Below are 16763 nucleotides of genomic sequence, written 5' to 3'. Positions count from 1 at the left end.
CGCTTTCTCCTGCCGTACGGCCCCTCTTCCCGCCCCTGGGGAGAGGGGCCGTACGCGTTGCTGTGGCTCCCTCGGAGCGGGCGGCGGGGCCGCGCGTCAGGCCCTCTTGACGTCAAGCTCTCTTGACGTGACGCTGGAGTCATGACGACACCGCAGAGCATCGAGCCGCAGTACACCCTGCTGACCGCCGTGGCCCGCCTCGACGAGCTGCGCGTGCGGGAGTCGCTCGCCGGGGCCGGGAGTGACGCCGAGGCGCTCGACCGGGCCGGGCTCCTGGAGCTTCTCGCGCTGAGTGAGGTGGTCGCCCGCAAGGCGGCGTACGGGCGTCAGCTCACCGTCCGTGCCGCGCGCGAGTCCGGCGCCTCCTGGTCCCAGATCGGCGCGGCCCTCGGCACCAGCAAGCAGGCCGCCTGGGAGGCCCACACCCGCTGGATCGACGCGCAGGCGGCGGTCTACGGCCGGCCCGGGCACATGGGGTTCGACGAGGAGGACGTGGCCCAGGCTCGGGCCCTCGCGGGGGAGCCGGACGAGGGCTGACGCAGGAGCCCGACGTCACCCCGCCTTTCGCATCGCCTCCACCACCTCCTCCGCCAGCCGGGCGTGCCCCTCGTCACCCGGGTGTACGCCGTCCACCAGGTGGGCCGCGTCCAGGAGCCGGCCTCCCGGGAGCAGAGGTACGTCACCCGCCGCCCGCTCCACCGCCTCGCGCAGGTCGCTCAGGGTGGCGCCGAGGCGGTTCGCCGTCGATTCCGCGTCGGGGCGTACGACGGGCGAGACGACCAACAGCGGTGCGTTCGGATGGCCTTGGCGGACGACAGCCAGGAATGCCCGCACCACCTCGTGCAGCAGCGCGGCCGAATGCGGGGGCCGGGTCCAGCAGTTGGTGCCGAAGGCGACGGTGATCAAGTCGGCGTCCAGTGCGGCGAGTTGCTCGGCCGAGGCGAGTTCGCCGCGTGCCGTGCCCGCGTATCCGAGGTTCACCGTGTCGACGCCCAGCGCCCGCCCGGCGAGCGCGGGCCAGGTGAGATGCGGGCGGGAGGCGGCCCAGCCCTCGACGATCGAGTCGCCGTAGACGAGCCAGCGCGGGCGGGCGGGAGCGGGCTCGACGGTGCCCGCGCCGGCGTCGACCTCGCGGATCACCGGGCACAGCGCCTCTGGCAGGTGGACCGTGAATTCCCCATCGGAGTAAGGGAGTTCCAGCACCGCCGTGCCGTCGGATGTCGGATGTGCCGGGGCCTCGGCCGCCACCTCCTCGCCGGACAGCAGCGTGAAGACGGGTGTGGTGGCGCGGTAGGCGTCCGCGAGGGACGGTTCCGTCGCCGCGTACCGGATCCTGAGCGTCGACACCCCGTGACACCTCAACTCCAGGCGTACGCCCGCCGGTACGAGCGCCCGTGACCAGGTGTCGGCGGGCAGCCGGTCCCGGTCGGCCGGGTCGGCGCGCAGCGGGCGGCCGTCGTCCGACCGCCAGGCGATGCCGCGCAAGAGGTCCTTCATCGTGGGCCGCCGATCGTCGGGTACGGGAACTTGACCGTGACGCCGCCGTCCACGACGAGGGTCTGACCGGTGACGTACGAGGCGAGCGGGGACGCCAGGAAGAGCAGGGCCGAGGCGATGTCGGCGGGTTCGGCCATCCGGCCGAGCGGGGCGTTGTCGGCGTTGCGGCGGCGCCCCTCCTCGCCGAGCAGCCCGGCCACCCGAGGAGTCCACACCGCCCCGGGCGCGACCGCGTTGACCCGCACCCCGCGCGGCCCGAACTCCACCGCCGCCGAGCGGACCAGCGAGACCAGGCCGGCCTTCGCGGCGCCGTAAGCGGCGTGCAGCGGTGCCGAGGTCAGGCCCGAGACGGAGGCGACGAACACGAGGGGACCGCCGCCGGATTCGGCGACCGCCGGGCCGCCGTACTGGACCGCGAGCCAGGCGTGCCGCAGCACCATGTCGAAGTGCCAGTCCCAGCTCTGGTCGTCGATCGCGTCCACGGGGCCGTACTGGGCCATGCCGACGATGTCGACGACTCCGCCGACCGGGCCCAACTCCCGTACGGCGTAAGCGAAGAGATCCCGCACCGCTTCCCGCGCCGTCACGTCGGCGACGTACGGCACACCGCCTGTCTCGGCCGCGACGGCCTCCGCGCGTTCCTTGTCCACGTCGACGCAGAGCACCCGGGCTCCCACCGAGGTGAGCGCGTGCGCGGTCTGCCGGCCGATGCCGTTGCCGGCGCCGAGGAGGACGAACGACCGGCCGTCGAGACGGTGGAGGGAGGCATAGTCGGGGACGGGAGTGGTGTCCAGGGTCATGACGCCGCCCTGGGCCGGTATCCCGCCAGCTCCGGGACGACTTCCTTCCCCAGGATCTCGATCGTGCGCAGGATCTCCCGGTGCTCCAGATACCCCCACTGGACGTAACAGATGAGCTGGTCGATGCCGAGGTCCGCGTAGTGCTTCGCCTTGCGGACGATCGTCTCCGCGTCACCGATGAGGATCATGTCGCCGTCGTTGAACTCCCTTACGGGGACGGTTCCTTGGAGGATCGGGCCGAGCAGCGGGAAGACCTTCTCGCGCTGGTCCGGGGAGAGGTGCGGCAGCTCCCACTCCAGCGTGAACTGCGCGAGGTTCTCGTACCACCAGGCGACCGAGTCCCAGACGCGCCTGCCCGGGCGGTCGGCCACGTGGACGAGGGTGTACGCGGCGACGCGGTTCGTCGTGACGTCCGTGATCGGGGCCGGCGTGCGGGCCGCCTCGCGGTAGGCGGTGACCTGGCGGGCCATCGCCTCCAGTGGCTGCATGATCGAGAACGAGAGCAGGCCCAGGCCGTTCGCGCCCGCGACCTCCGCCGACCCCGGCGAGGTCGCCGCCATCCAGCAGGGCGGATGCGGGTCCTGCACCGGCTTCGGGGTGACCATGCGGCGGGGGAAGGTGAACCGCGGCGACTCGTACGCGAAGTACTCCTCGCGCCACATCCCGGTGACGATCTCGATCGCCTCGCGCCAGTCGTCGCGCGAGCGTGCGCGGTCCACGCCGAACGCCGTCTGCTCCATCGGCGTCGAGCGGCCCGTGCCCCACTCCACGCGTCCGTCGGACAGTACGTCGACGGCGGCGACCTTCTCCGCGATCCGCTGCGGGGGAGTGAAGCCGAAGGGGGTGAGCGTCACGCCGAATCCCAGCCGGATGCGCTCGGTCAGCGCCGCGAGATGGCCGAGCAGGACTTCGGGCGCAGGGCAGTGCGAGCGGCCCTCGCGGAAGTGGTGCTCGACCGCCCACACCGTGCGGAAGCCCACCCGGTCCGCGAGCCGGATCTGCTCGACGGCCTCGCGGTACGCCCGTTGCTCGGCCGCGCGCTGACCGTAGGGGTGCGATCCCTTCCAGGGCTTCGGTACGTCGATCTCGTACAGGACATCCAGGTCCATGCCGTGCCTCCCGTATCGAGTGGCGAGCACCATGAAGCAGACCTGACGAGGTGTCAATCCATACGGCCTCGACAACCGCGCCGACCCGCTGAAAGACGCCTCACGCAACCATCGAAAGGCCCCGCGCAACGAACACGCGCCGAGATGCGATGAACGCAACGATCTTGCGGAGATGCGCAAGGTTGCTCCATTACGCCCGTGAAGGCCGGACTCATAGGGTCAAGCGCTGTACACAGGCGTGGCGGGGACCCCGCTCGGTGGGTCCCTCCTGTCAGGGGTGCTGCCGGTCCCCGTCGATTCCGACCGGCAGCGATGAAGGAGCCAGCGCGTGCTCGATCAAGGCGCACCCCCGCAGTCCCGCACCACATCCGCCCCACCGTCCCCGGGGATCGCCGCGCGCCTCATGCGCCGCAAGCCCGTCGAACGCCTGGTCGCCGAGGGTGGCCAGGGCGAGGGAGGCTCGCTCCGGCGCTCCCTCGGCCTGTGGCAGCTGACCATGATCAGCATCGGTGCCACGCTCGGCACCGGCATCTTCGTCGTCCTCGGGGAGGCCGTCCCCAAGGCCGGACCCGCGGTCACCCTGTCCTTCGTGATCGCCGGTCTCACGGCGCTCTTCTCCGCCCTCTCGTACGCCGAGCTGGCGGGCACCATCCCGGTCGCCGGGTCCTCGTACTCGTATGCGTACGCAACGATGGGTGAGCTGATCGCCTGGATCTGCGGCTGGTGTCTGGTCCTGGAGTACGGCGTGTCGGTGGCCGCGGTCGCGGTCGGCTGGGGCGAGTACCTGAACGAGCTGCTCGACGGCACCATCGGCGTCACCATCCCGGACGCCCTGTCCGCGCCGCCCGGCGACGGAGGCATCTTCAACCTGCCCGCGCTGATCGTCGTGCTGCTCGCGATGGCGTTCCTGCTCGGCGGTGCCAAGGAGTCCGCGCGCGCCAACACCATCATGGTGATGGTGAAGATCGCGGCGCTGGTGCTGTTCTGCGCGATCGGCATCCAGGGCTTCCGCTCCGGCAACTACGAGCACTTCATGCCGCTCGGCATGGCGGGCGTCAGCGCCGCCGGTGCCACGCTCTTCTTCTCCTACATCGGCTTCGACGCCGCCTCCACCGCAGGTGAGGAGGCCAAGGACGCGCAGCGCGACCTGCCGCGCGCGATCATGCTCTCGCTGGTCATCGTCACCGCGCTGTACGTCGTCGTCGCGGCCGTCGCGGTCGGCGCCAAGCCCTGGCAGCGGTTCAACGACTCCGAGGCCGCGCTCGCCGAGATCATGAAGAACGTCACCGGGCAGACCTTCTGGGGCACCCTGCTGGCCGCCTGCGCCGTCATCGCCATCGCGAGCGTCGTCCTGACCGTGCTGTACGGCCAGACCCGCATCCTGTTCGCCATGTCCCGTGACGGGCTCGTGCCCAAGGTCTTCTCCCGGGTCCACCCCAAGACGGGCACACCCCGCGCCAACACGGTGATCGTCTCGCTGTTCTGCGGTGCCCTCGCCGCCGCGATCCCGCTCGGCCAGCTCGCCGACGCCACCAGCATCGGTACGCTCTTCGCCTTCGCGCTGGTCAATGTCGCCGTCGTGGTGTTGCGCCGGACGCGCCCGGACATGCGGCGCACTTTCCGGGTCCCGCTGTCGCCGGTGCTGCCCGCGATCGGCTTCGCGCTGTGCGTGTGGATGATGGGCAGCCTGTCGACCGTCACCTGGGTGGTCTTCGGGGTCTGGATGGCCGTCGGGCTCGTGTTCTACTTCAGTTACGGCTACCGCCGGTCCCGTATCGCCACCGTAGAAAAGTGAACCACCCGCAGTGCTGAACGATCTCGACGAACGCATCGTGCACGCCCTCGCCGAGGACGCGCGTCGCTCCTACGCCGACATCGGGCAACTTGTCGGGCTGTCCGCGCCTGCCGTGAAGAGGCGGGTGGACCGGTTGCGGGCGACCGGGGCCATCACCGGGTTCACCGTGCGGGTGGATCCGGCGGCGCTGGGGTGGGAGACGGAGGGGTTCGTCGAGATCTACTGCCGACGGAATACCTCGCCGGAGACGATTCAGCGGGGGCTTGAGCGGTACCAGGAGGTTGTGGCCGCGTCTACCGTCACCGGGGAGGCGGATGCGGTCGTGCAGGTTTTCGCTTCTGACATGCGGCACTTTGAGCGGGTGTTGGAGCGGATTGCCGGCGAGTCGTTTGTGGAGCGTACGAAGTCGGTGCTGGTGTTGTCGCCGTTGCTGCGGAGATTCTCTTCCGGGTCGCCTACGTAGGTGCCTGTGCGGATTCGTTGGCGGGTGCGGGTTGTTCGTGGCTGGTCGCGCAGTTCCCCGCGCCCCTGAAGGGGCGCTGGTCGCGGCCAGCGGTGAAACGGTTCGGGTCTGCGCTCGCCACGAAGAAGGGGGCTCCCTCCGGCGCCCGCTCCAAAGCGCCCTTACTCCGCTGTCTTCCTTGCCAGCGCGTTGTTGCCTATGGAGTTGTGGACGCTGAAGCTCACGGCGTCCGAGCGGTAGCGGTCGTCCGACCACTCCACCGGGCGGCCTTCGCGTGTGGTGGTGACGCGGCGGACGCGGAGGAGGGGGCTGGTGCGGCGGACGGTGAGGAGGTCGGCGTCCTGGGCGCCGGCTGCGACCGCGTCGATGACGTGCTCGCCGTAGGCGAAGACCAGGCCGGTGTCCTCGAAGAGCCGCTGGGTGACTGATGGGCACTCAGGCTCGATGGCCTCGACGGCGGGGGAGATCCAGTCGGCGTACACGGTCCGCTCCAGGAGTACCGGTTCGCCGTCCAGGCCGCGGACGCGCAGGACGTGCAACACGGCTGTCTTTTCGGGGAGTTGGAGGCGTACGGCGTCCTCGGTGGTCGCCGGCCGGTACTCCTGTTCCACCACGTGCCCCGTCGCCTCGCGCCCCATCGCGCGCGCCCACTGGGCGAAGCTGCGCAGCTCGGCGAAGCTCTGGCTGCGGCGGCTGGCCAGGATCACGCGGCGGGCGCCCTGGCGTGAGCCGATCAGTCCCTCGGCCGTGAGGGCCGCGACGGCCTGACGGACCGTGCCGCGCGAGACGCCGTAGTGGGCCGCGAGATCCGTCTCCGCGGGCAGCAGACTGCCCACTGTGTACTCCTCGCGGTCGATCGCCCGCCGCAGCTCGTCGGCGATCTCCTCGTGTCGCGCCGCCATGCTTCCCCTCTGATTCGGCTGCTGTGCACAGCGTGACCAGCCTAGTCGAGATCGGACGGTGATCCGTGTCCGCCGGGATTGTGCAGGGAATCGGAGGTCACGGTTTCGCCAATGTTTACGAACAGGACACCATCGACGGGCCTACTGGGGCCAACTTGTTCAGACAAGTTCTCCGTCCCACCACACCCTCGTGCGTACTCCTGGAGAGACCGTGACCGTGTTCCTGCCGAGAACAGCCGTCCTCACCGGCGGCCTCGCCGTCGCCGCCGCACTCGCCCTGAGCGCCTGTGGCGCCGCTCCCGACGACAAGGCGACCACCGCCGACGGCAAGAGCGCGGCCACCGCGACCTCCGCCGCGGACTTCGGAGGCCTCGACGCCCTGGTCAAGGCCGCCAAGAAGGAGGGCACGCTGCACGCGATCGCGCTGCCCCGCGACTGGGCCAACTACGGTGCCCTGATCGACGGTTTCAAGAAGAAGTACGGCATCAAGATCGAGGTCGAGAACCCGGACGGCGCCAGCCAGGACGAGATCAACGCCGTCACGTCGCGCAAGGGCCAGGACCGTGCCCCCGACGTGCTCGACCTCGGCAGTTCGTTCGCGCTGAGCGCCGCTCAGCAGGGGCTGCTCGCCCCGTACAAGGTGGCCGGATTCGGTGACATCCCCGAGGGTCAGAAGGACACGGACGGCCGCTGGTACAACGACTACGGCGGCTACATCTCCATCGGGTGCGACGCCAAGAGGGTCAAGGTGTGTCCGACGACCTTCAAGGACCTGCTGAAGCCGCAGTACAAGGGCCAGGTCGCCCTCAACGGCAACCCCACCAAGTCGGGTTCGGCCTTCGGCGGCGTGTACGCGGCCTCGCTCGCGAACGGCGGCTCCTTCGACGACATCCAGCCCGGCCTCGACTTCTTCGCCAAGCTGAAGAAGAACGGCAACTACACGCCCGTCGAGTCGACTCCGGCCACCGTCGAGAAGGGCGAGACGCCCATCAGCATCGACTGGGACTACCTGAACGCCGGTTACGCCGACGAGTTCAAGTCCAAGGGCGTCGACTGGACGGTCTCCATCCCCTCCGACGGCCAGTACGCCATGTTCTACTCCCAGGCCATCAACAAGGACGCCCCCCACCCGGCGGCCGCCCGCCTGTGGCAGGAGTACCTGTACAGCGCCGAGGGCCAGAACCTCTGGCTCAAGGGCTACGCCCGCCCGGCCCTGATGACCGCCATGGAGAAGGCCGGCACGCTCGACAAGACCGCCGCCGCCAAGCTCCCCAAGGTCGAGGGCACGCCGAGCTTCCCGACCGAGGACCAGCAGGCCAAGGCCAAGACGGTCCTGGCGCAGGGCTGGGGCAAGGCCGTCTCCGGATGACGACCGTCCTCACCGAGGCCGGGACCGATGTGGCGCCCGCCGCTGCTGCTGGACAGCAGCGGCGGCGCCGTGCCCCCGGCTGGCTCGCCGTCCTCCCGCTGCTCGTCTTCGTGGCGATCGCCTTCGGGATCCCCGCCCTGGCCATGCTGAACGGCGCCTTCACCGTCAAGGACCAGGCCACCGGGGCCACTTCGTACACCACGGCCAATCTGACCGGATCGCTGAAGGGCGCGTATCTCACCGCCCTGATCGGCAGCGTCAAGCTGTCCGCCGTCTCCGCGGGCATCGCGACCGTCCTCGGACTGCCGCTCGCCCAGGCCGTGGTGACCTCCCGCTTCCGCGCCCTGCGCGAGGCCGTGCTCACCGCGTCCGGGGTTCTCGCCAACTTCGGCGGCGTCCCGCTGGCCTTCGCGTTCGTCGCCACGCTCGGCAACGCCGGTGTGCTGACCAAGCACCTGGGCCTGACCGACAAGGGCTGGAACCTCTACAGCTTCTGGGGTCTGGTCATCGTCTACCTGTACTTCCTGATCCCGCTGATGGTCCTCACCATCACGCCCGCCCTCGACGGCCTCCGCTCCCAGTGGCGCGAGGCCGCGCAGAACAACGGCGCCACCTCCGTCCAGTACTGGCGGCACGTGGCGCTGCCCGTCCTCGCGCCCTCGCTGCTCGGCGGCTTCGTGCTGCTCTTCGGCAGCGCGTTCGCCGCGTACGCCACCGCCGCCGCGATGGTGGGCAGCGCGGTCCCGCTGGTCACCCTGCAGATCGCCGACGCCATCTCCGGCAACGTCCTGGTCGGCCAGGAGAACGTGGCGCTCGCCCTCAGCCTCGACATGGTCCTCATCGCGGGCCTGGTCATGGCCGTGTACCTGCCCCTGCAACGACGGAGTGCGCGATGGCTCGCCTGAACCTGTGGCGCTGGGTCGTCCTCGGCTGCGCCGCGCTGTACTTCCTGGTCCCGCTCGCCGCGTCGGTGATCTTCACGGTCGATGTGCCGAACCAGGGCATCACCTTCGACGCGTACAGCCAGATCGTCTCCACCGACGGCTTCGTCTCCAGCCTGCTGCTCTCGCTGGAACTGGCCGCCGCCACCATCGCCGTCGTGCTGCTGCTGATGGTGCCCGCCATGGTCGCGCTGCGGCTCGGTGCGCCGAAGCTGCGGCCCGTCGTCGAGGTGATCTGCTCGCTGCCGCTGGTCGTCCCGCCGATCGCCTTCGTCGCCGGGATCGCCACGGTGCTGAAGTGGGGCCCCGAACACCTTTCCCGTACGCCGCTGTTCCAGACGTTCGTGGCCATCCAGAACCCCGACTTCCCTGTGGTCCTCGTCCTCGCGTACGTCGTGATGGCGCTGCCGTTCGTGTACCGGGCCCTGGACGCCGGGCTGCGCGCGATCGACGTACGCACCCTCGTCGAGGCCGCGCGCAGCTGCGGCGCGGGCTGGCCGCAGGCGCTGGTCAGGGTCGTGCTGCCCAATCTGCGAGGGGCGCTGCTCAACGCCTCCTTCCTCACGCTGGCGCTGGTCCTCGGCGAGTTCACGGTCGCCCAGCTGCTCGGCTTCCAGCCGTTCGCCGTGTGGATCTACAGCGTCGGCGGGTCGCAGGCCCAGCTGTCCGTCGCCGTCTCCGTGCTCAGCCTGCTCGTCACCTGGGCACTGCTCCTCTCGCTCGCCGGGCTCGGCGGGCGCTCCCGTACCGCTCCCCGGGGATGAACCATGACCGTCACCACGCTTGAGAAGGCCGCCGACGCCAAGGCCGCCACCGTCGAATTCCGGGGTCTGCGCCGGGAGTTCGGCCCGACCGTCGCCCTCGACGGGCTGGACCTGACCGTCCAGCCCGGTGAACTCCTCGCCCTGCTCGGCCCGTCCGGCTGCGGCAAGACCACCGCGCTGCGCATGCTCGCCGGGTTCGAACACCCCGACTCCGGTGAGGTGCTGGTCGACGGCGAGGACGTCACACGGGTCCCGGCGCACCGCCGCGACGCCGGGATGGTCTTCCAGTCCTACAGCCTCTTCCCGCACCTCAGCGCCCTCGACAACGTGGCCTTCGGACTGCGGATGCGCAAGGTGCGTACGGCCGAACGGCGGGCCCGTGCCGCCGAGTTGCTGGACCTCGTGGGTCTCGCCGACAAGGGCGAGCGTTTCCCGCACCAGCTCTCCGGCGGCCAGCAGCAGCGCATCGCGCTGGCCCGCGCGCTCGCTCTGCGGCCGCGCGTGCTGCTGCTCGACGAACCGCTCTCCGCACTGGACGCCAAGGTGCGGCTCACACTCCGCGAGGAGATCCGCCGTCTTCAGCAGGAACTCGGCATCACCACCCTGTTCGTGACGCACGACCAGGAAGAAGCGTTGTCCATGGCGGACCGGGTCGCGGTCATGCGGGCCGGGCGTCTCGAACAGTGCGCCGCGCCCGCCGAGTTGTACGGGCGTCCCGCCACCGCCTTCGTCGCCGAGTTCGTCGGCACGATGAGCCGGATTCCGGGACAGCTGGACTCCGGCGTGGTCGAGGTACTCGGACAGCGGCTGCCAGTCGACGGAGACGCGCCCTCCGCGACGGAGGTGGATGTGCTCGTACGGCCCGAGGCGGTGCGGGTGCGGGCGGACGACGCCGGAGCCGCCCGGGTCGTCGCCACCGCGTTCCTCGGGGCCGCCACCCGCGTCACCGTCCGGCTCCCGGACGGCACCGAGGTGAAGGCCGACCTGCCCACCCACGAGGCCGCCGCGCTCGGATCGGGTGCCGCCGTGACGGTGAGCCTGCCGGAGCGGCCGGTGCTGGTCGCCGAGCGCGCCAACTGAACCCCCCCACTGACGAAAGAGAGCACCGTGACCCACCGCACCACCCCCCACTCCACCCTCCAGGCCGTGCTGTTCGACATGGACGGCACGCTCGTGGACACCGAGCGGCTGTGGTGGGAGGCGGTCGAGCAGGTGGCCGACGGTCTCGGGCGCCGGCTGACCGGGGCCGACCAGCCGGAGGTGCTCGGGCGGCCCGTCGAGTACACCGCCGACTGGCTGGGCGGGGTCACGGGCGCGGGGGCGGAGGAGATCGCCGCCGAACTGCACCGGGAGTTCGCCGACCGTGTCCGCACCGGCATCGTGCCCCGCCCGGGGGCGCTGCGGCTCCTCGGTGAACTGGCCCGCGAGGGTGTCCCCACCGCCCTGGTGACGGCATCGCCGCGAGCCGTCGCCGACACCGTCCTGGCAGCCCTCGGTGCCGGACACTTCGCCGTGTCCGTCACCGCCGACGACACCGAGGACACCAAGCCCGCTCCCGACCCGTACCTCGCCGCCTGCCGCGCCCTCGGCGTCGAGCCCGCCGCGTGCGTCGCCGTGGAGGACACCGAGACGGGTGTCACCTCCGCCGAGGCGGCGGGCTGTGCCGTGCTCGCGGTGCCCTCACTCGCACCGATCGCCCCCGCGGCCGGCCGCACCGTCCTCGCCAGCCTGGAGGAGGTGACCCCGGCACGGCTGCGCGCCATGATCGCGCCCTGTGAGCTGCGGGTGATGAGCTGGAACCTCTGGTACGGCGGCACCAAGGTCGACGACCACCGGGAGAAGCAGCTCAAGGTCATCGCCGAGACGGGCGCGGACGTGGTCGGCCTCCAGGAGACGTACGGGAACTCGGCGCGGGAGCTCGCCGAAGCGCTCGGCTGGCACCACCATCGGGCGGGCGAGAACCTCGGCGTCATCAGCCGCTATCCGATCACCGCGCGTCTCGGCGACCCGGACGTCGGCTTCTACGGGGGGACCGGGGTACGGATCCGGGTCGACGGCGGGCAGGAGGTGGACGTCTGGAGCGCCCACCTCGACTACACGCCGTACGGGCCGTACGAGGCCCGTTTCGACGGGGTTCCGGCGGCCGGGCTGGTCGCCCACGAGGCGGGGCGGCTGGAGCAGATGCGGTCGATCCTGCGACAGATCGCCGATTCCACCGTCGACGCCACCCCCGTGGTGCTGGTCGGTGACTTCAACGCGCCCTCGCATCTGGACTGGCCGGGTGTCGAGTGGCCCGTGACGAAGGCCGCGGAGGATGCGGGGCTGCGGGACTCCTACCGTGAGGTGCACCCCGATGCGGTACGGGATCCCGGGCACACGTGGTCACCGGTTCACGTCGAGCATGAGGACGGCAGCGGGCGCCCCGAGCCGCAGGACCGTATCGACTTCGTCCTCCACAACGGGAAAGGTCTCCGCGTGATCGACTCCCGCACCGTCGTCACCGGTACCCCCCGCCCCTGGCCCGACGTCGCCGGCAACGACTGGCCGTCGGACCACGCGGCAGTCATCACCACGTTCACCCTCCGTTAGCCCGATTTCCCTCGCCCCCGCCGCCCCTACCCGTCCCATCCCTGGGGGCTGCGCCCCCAGACCCGCAATCTTTTGGACCAGCCCCCCACCCACCCGCAGCCAAAGAACCCACCCCTGGGCCGGTGAGGGGTGCGCAACGAATCGCCGCGGAGCCCCCCACGTACGCAACGATTCGTTCACCGGCGCGCAACGGCTCCTCCTTGTCCGGCCGAGCCCCCCACCCGTACCGTCTATCTGGCCCCCCAAACCCCTCCGTACCGGTGAGGATCACGCATGCGCACAGCCCTGCTCCAGAGCTCCGGCCGCCCCGGCTCGGTCGTGGAGAACCTCAAGGTTCTCGACGAGACCGCAGGCCGTGCCGCCGCAGCCGGCGCCGGGCTGGTGGCGGCGCCGGAGATGTTCCTCACCGGATACGCGATCGGCGACGACATCGCCCGCCTCGCGGAGCCCGCCGACGGCGACTCCGCCGACGCGATCGCCGAGATCGCCGCCCGGCACGGCGTGGCCGTCGCCTACGGCTACCCCGAACGCGACGGCGAGCGGGTCTTCAACTCCGCGCAGCTGATCTCCGCCGACGGCACCCGTCTTGCGAACTACCGCAAGACCCATCTCTTCGGCTGCTTCGAGCGCAACCACTTCACGCCCGGCGAGCAGCCCGTCGTGCAGGCGGAGCTGAACGGCCTCCGCGTCGGCCTCATGATCTGCTATGACGTCGAGTTCCCGGAGAACGTGCGCGCGCACGCCCTCGCCGGCACCGACCTCCTCGTCGTACCGACCGCGCAGATGCATCCGTTCCAGTTCGTCGCCGAGTCCGTCGTCCCGGTGCGTGCCTTCGAGAACCAGATGTACGTCGCGTACGTCAACCGGGTCGGTCCGGAGGGGGAGTTCGAGTTCGTCGGACTGTCCACGCTGGCCGGGCCCGACGGGGTCGCCCGGGCCCGGGCCGGACGCGGCGAGGAACTCGTCTTCGCCGACGCCGACCCCGTCTTCCTCGCGGCCTCGCGCGAGACGAACCCGTATCTGAAGGACCGCCGCCCCGGCCTCTACGGGTCGCTCATCTGAACCTCGGCCGCCCCCAGCGCTTCCCCTCACAAGCTTTCGTGCAAGGAGTCCGTACCCCATGACGTCCACCGTGCCCAACGCCGTCCAGCACGCCGACGTGCAGCAGCCGCCGATCACCATGTTCGGCCCGGACTTCCCGTACGCGTACGACGACTTCCTCGCGCACCCCGCGGGCCTCGGCCAGATACCCGCGACCGAGCACGGCACCGAGGTCGCGGTCATCGGCGGCGGCCTGTCCGGCATCGTGGCCGCGTACGAACTGATGAAGATGGGCCTCAAGCCCGTCGTCTACGAGGCCGACGAGATCGGCGGACGGCTGCGGACCGTGGGCTTCGAGGGATGCGACCCGTCCCTCACCGCCGAGATGGGCGCCATGCGCTTCCCGCCGTCCTCCACGGCCCTCCAGCACTACATCGACCTGGTGGGCCTGGAGACCAAGGCGTTCCCCAACCCCCTCGCCGAGTCCACGCCCTCGACGGTCGTCGACCTCAAGGGCGAGTCGCACTACGCGACCACCGTCGACGACCTGCCGCAGGTCTACCGCGACGTGATGAACGCCTGGAACGCCTGTCTCGAAGACGGCGCCGACTTCTCCGACATGAACCAGGCCATGCGCGAGCGCGACGTCCCGCGCATCCGTGAGATCTGGGCGAAGCTCGTCGAGAAGCTCGACAACCAGACCTTCTACGGCTTCCTCTGCGACTCGGACTCCTTCAAGTCCTTCCGGCACCGCGAGATCTTCGGCCAGGTCGGCTTCGGCACCGGCGGCTGGGACACCGACTTCCCGAACTCCATCCTGGAGATCCTGCGCGTCGTCTACACCGAGGCCGACGACCACCACCGCGGCATCGTCGGCGGCTCCCAGCAGCTGCCGCTGCGCCTGTGGGAGCGCGAGCCGGAGAAGATCGTCCACTGGGCGTACGGCACCTCGCTGTCGACGCTGCACGACGGCACCCCGCGCCCGGCCGTGACCCGGCTGCACCGCACCGCGGGCAACCAGATCACCGTCACCGACGCGAACGGCGACATCCGCACCTTCAAGGCGGCCATCTTCACCGCCCAGTCCTGGATGCTGCTGTCGAAGATCGCCTGCGACGACTCGCTCTTCCCGATCGACCACTGGACCGCCATCGAGCGGACCCACTACATGGAGTCCTCCAAGCTCTTCGTGCCCGTCGACCGGCCGTTCTGGCTCGACAAGGACGAGGAGACCGGCCGTGACGTGATGTCCATGACGCTCACCGACCGGATGACCCGTGGCACCTACCTCCTCGACGAGGGGCCGGACAAGCCCGCCGTCATCTGCCTCTCGTACACGTGGTGCGACGACAGCCTGAAGTGGCTGCCGCTGTCCGCGAACGAGCGGATGGAGGTCATGCTGAAGTCGCTCGGCGAGATCTACCCGAAGGTCGACATCAGGAAGCACATCATCGGCAACCCGGTGACCGTGTCCTGGGAGAACGAGCCCTACTTCATGGGCGCGTTCAAGGCCAACCTGCCGGGCCACTACCGCTACCAGCGCCGCCTGTTCACGCACTTCATGCAGGAGGCGCTGCCCGAGGACAAGCGGGGCATCTTCCTCGCCGGCGACGACATCTCCTGGACGGCCGGCTGGGCCGAGGGCGCCGTGCAGACCGCGCTGAACGCGGTCTGGGGCGTCATGCACCAGCTGGGCGGGGCGACCGACTCGACCAACCCCGGGCCCGGTGACGTCTACGACGAGATCGCGCCCGTCGAGCTGCCGGAGGACTGAGTTCTCACCAGGCCGGTCAGACCCCGGCCGCCCGCGCCGCCGAGTACACCTCGGCGGCGAGGTCCTTGAGCTCCCCGGCGTCCCGCGGGGCGTCGCCGAAGTCGAGGAAGTACTCGTCGAGGCCGACCTCGGTGTGGGCCGCGAGGTCCGTCACGATCTGGTCGATATTGCCCTGGAAGGGGGCGCGGTCCGCGGCGTCGTACGACTTGGCCGTGTACCGGAGGTTGATCCGCGCCACCGACTCGATCGGCTCCGTCCGCCCCCGCTCGGCCGCGAGGTCCCGCACCTTCTGCCACTCGGCGGCGAGCTGCTCGGCCCCCATGGCCACCGGCATCCAGCCGTCGCCGCGCTCGATGAGCCGGGACAGCGACTTCTTGCTGAAGGCGGGCAGCAGGACCGGGATCGGCCGGGCGGGCTTGGGGGCGACCACGGCCGACGCGATCTTGGTCAGCCGGCCCTCGTAGTGCACCGGGTCGGGGCCCCACACCGCGCGGCACACGTCGAGGACCTCGTCCAGAACCTGGCCGCGCTCCTCGAACGGGGCCACTCCCGCGGCCGCGTACTCGTCGAGCGACCAGCCCGTGCCGAGGCCCGCCACGACCCGGCCACCGCTGGCCGCGTCCAACGTGCCGAGGGCCCTGGCCAGCTGGAACGGGCCGTGCAGCGGGGCGACCAGGACACTCGTGCCGAGCCGCGCCCGCCGCGTGGCCGAGGCGGCCAGGGTCAGCGTCACCAGTGGTTCGGCGAGACCACGGTACGAAGCGGGCCAGGGCACTCCCGGCATCCCGTACAGCCCCTGTGTCGCGGGCTCCGGGAACAGGGCGCGCTCGAACACCCACAGGCTCTCGAAGCCGATCTCCTCGGCCGCGCGCGCCACGTCCGGCACGTCGCGTCCGATGTCGTACTGGTGTGTCTGCGGAAGACTCAGCCCGAGCCGAGTGGCCATGGTCGTGCTCCTTTGCAACAGGCGTATCGCTCGGCAACGTATCGCTCATCGCGTCGCGTTTCGCGCCCATACGCGGTGGTGTGGCCGGATCAGTCCGGCAGCGGAGTGAGCAGCATCCGGCCCGCGAAGCCCACCGCCGCGTCGAGGCGGTGCGCGAACTCCTCGGCCAGGTCGGGGAGTCCGCGCAGCGCCCACAGGGCCCGCGCGGCCGACCAGGTGGCGTCGCGTGCCCGCTCCAGGCTCCACGAGCCGAGCAGATGGGTGAGCGGATCGGCGATCTGGAGCAGGTCGGGACCCGGCATCAGATCTTCGCGGACGCGTTCCTCCAGCGAGACGAGGAGGTCGCCCACGCGGTCGAACTCGTCCTCCAGATCGGCCGGTTCGCAGCCGAGCGTACGACAGGTGTCCACGACGGCCAGCGCCAGATCGTGCCCGATGTGCGCGTTGATGCCCGCGAGCGCGAACTGCAGCGGACGTACCCCGGGATGGCGCCGGAACTGGAGCACGGGCCGCCAGCAGGCGGGCGCCCAGCCCTCCTCGGCCACCGTCAGATAGCGCTCCGCGAACCGCACGTCCAGCGTGATCGCGGCCCCGGGATCCGCGAACTCCCCGGCGTCCAGGCGCCGGTCGACCTCCTCGGTGACGGCGAGGTAGACACGGTTGAAGACCGCGACCCCGTCCCGCTCGGGCAGGACCGCCTCCAGGGTGCGCATACGGGAGACGACGGTGTCCACCGCGCTTACGGGATTGCTGAACTGTGCCAACTGCGCCAT

Annotated in this window: 16 protein-coding genes; 10 read left to right on the top strand and 6 right to left on the bottom strand. The window is 70.6% G+C overall.

Going from position 1 to position 16763, the window contains the following annotated elements:
* The first annotated feature begins 141 nt into the window (after positions 1 to 141).
* On the top strand, positions 142 to 537 hold the full coding sequence (locus OG975_RS08440) for a hypothetical protein (RefSeq protein WP_327427222.1): 396 nt from the start codon (positions 142 to 144) through the stop codon (positions 535 to 537).
* 15 nt (positions 538 to 552) lie between these two features.
* Here OG975_RS08440 and OG975_RS08435 read toward each other — a convergent pair whose 3' ends face one another.
* The 3 genes from OG975_RS08435 to OG975_RS08425 are packed head-to-tail and all read right to left on the bottom strand — an operon-like array spanning position 553 to position 3406.
* The gene (locus tag OG975_RS08435; protein ID WP_406328498.1) at positions 553 to 1497 is read right to left on the bottom strand and encodes a GDSL-type esterase/lipase family protein; all 945 of its coding nucleotides are present in this window, start codon (positions 1495 to 1497) and stop codon (positions 553 to 555) included.
* Complete coding sequence (locus OG975_RS08430; RefSeq protein ID WP_406328496.1) at positions 1494 to 2297, bottom strand: SDR family NAD(P)-dependent oxidoreductase; 804 nt, start codon at positions 2295 to 2297, stop codon at positions 1494 to 1496. The genes OG975_RS08435 and OG975_RS08430 overlap by 4 nt, the downstream gene beginning before the upstream one ends.
* Complete coding sequence (locus tag OG975_RS08425; protein WP_406328495.1) at positions 2294 to 3406, bottom strand: LLM class flavin-dependent oxidoreductase; 1113 nt, start codon at positions 3404 to 3406, stop codon at positions 2294 to 2296. Before OG975_RS08425 ends, OG975_RS08430 begins: the two co-directional genes overlap by 4 nt.
* 328 nt (positions 3407 to 3734) lie before the next feature.
* Here OG975_RS08425 and OG975_RS08420 point away from each other — a divergent pair, with 328 nt between their 5' ends.
* The gene (locus tag OG975_RS08420; protein WP_406328493.1) at positions 3735 to 5201 is read left to right on the top strand and encodes an amino acid permease; all 1467 of its coding nucleotides are present in this window, start codon (positions 3735 to 3737) and stop codon (positions 5199 to 5201) included.
* Positions 5202 to 5211: 10 nt separating this feature from the next.
* A complete protein-coding gene (locus OG975_RS08415) occupies positions 5212 to 5664 on the top strand; it encodes an Lrp/AsnC family transcriptional regulator (protein ID WP_037621108.1) in 453 nt (150 codons plus the stop codon).
* 161 nt (positions 5665 to 5825) lie between these two features.
* Here OG975_RS08415 and OG975_RS08410 read toward each other — a convergent pair whose 3' ends face one another.
* On the bottom strand, positions 5826 to 6566 hold the full coding sequence (locus OG975_RS08410; RefSeq protein WP_406328492.1) for a GntR family transcriptional regulator: 741 nt from the start codon (positions 6564 to 6566) through the stop codon (positions 5826 to 5828).
* 211 nt (positions 6567 to 6777) lie between these two features.
* Between OG975_RS08410 and OG975_RS08405 the strand changes: the two genes are divergently transcribed.
* The 7 genes from OG975_RS08405 to OG975_RS08375 all read left to right on the top strand — a co-directional run bounded on the left by OG975_RS08405 (position 6778) and on the right by OG975_RS08375 (position 15044).
* Positions 6778 to 7935: an ABC transporter substrate-binding protein gene (locus OG975_RS08405; RefSeq protein ID WP_406336199.1), complete on the top strand. Its 1158-nt coding sequence runs from the start codon at positions 6778 to 6780 to the stop codon at positions 7933 to 7935.
* Positions 7932 to 8840 carry an ABC transporter permease gene (locus OG975_RS08400; RefSeq protein WP_327427216.1) on the top strand — a complete coding sequence of 303 codons (909 nt, stop codon included), beginning with the start codon at positions 7932 to 7934 and terminating at the stop codon, positions 8838 to 8840. The genes OG975_RS08405 and OG975_RS08400 overlap by 4 nt, the downstream gene beginning before the upstream one ends.
* Positions 8828 to 9640: an ABC transporter permease subunit gene (locus OG975_RS08395; protein ID WP_330303146.1), complete on the top strand. Its 813-nt coding sequence runs from the start codon at positions 8828 to 8830 to the stop codon at positions 9638 to 9640. The genes OG975_RS08400 and OG975_RS08395 overlap by 13 nt, the downstream gene beginning before the upstream one ends.
* Before the next feature lie 3 nt (positions 9641 to 9643).
* Positions 9644 to 10720, top strand: a complete 1077-nt coding sequence (locus OG975_RS08390) for an ABC transporter ATP-binding protein (protein WP_406328490.1) — start codon at positions 9644 to 9646, stop codon at positions 10718 to 10720.
* A gap of 27 nt (positions 10721 to 10747) precedes the next feature.
* Positions 10748 to 12229 (top strand): HAD-IA family hydrolase, encoded by a 1482-nt coding sequence (locus OG975_RS08385; RefSeq protein WP_406328488.1) that lies wholly within the window; start codon positions 10748 to 10750, stop codon positions 12227 to 12229.
* Positions 12230 to 12502: 273 nt separating this feature from the next.
* Entirely contained in the window at positions 12503 to 13291 is a 789-nt protein-coding gene (locus tag OG975_RS08380) for a carbon-nitrogen hydrolase family protein (protein WP_406328487.1), read from the top strand.
* A gap of 58 nt (positions 13292 to 13349) precedes the next feature.
* Entirely contained in the window at positions 13350 to 15044 is a 1695-nt protein-coding gene (locus OG975_RS08375) for a flavin monoamine oxidase family protein (protein WP_406328485.1), read from the top strand.
* Positions 15045 to 15060: 16 nt separating this feature from the next.
* On the opposite strand, the gene OG975_RS08370 is transcribed toward OG975_RS08375, so the two are convergent.
* On the bottom strand, positions 15061 to 15990 hold the full coding sequence (locus tag OG975_RS08370; protein WP_406328484.1) for an LLM class F420-dependent oxidoreductase: 930 nt from the start codon (positions 15988 to 15990) through the stop codon (positions 15061 to 15063).
* Positions 15991 to 16079: 89 nt separating this feature from the next.
* Positions 16080 to 16763: a DUF5995 family protein gene (locus OG975_RS08365; protein ID WP_330303137.1), complete on the bottom strand. Its 684-nt coding sequence runs from the start codon at positions 16761 to 16763 to the stop codon at positions 16080 to 16082.

This window comes from Streptomyces sp. NBC_00203 (assembly GCF_045206325.1).
Taxonomy (GTDB): Bacteria; Actinomycetota; Actinomycetes; order Streptomycetales; family Streptomycetaceae; genus Streptomyces; species Streptomyces lutosisoli.
Note: the sequence above shows the minus strand (reverse complement) of the source record. Positions and strands in the feature narration are given on the sequence as shown.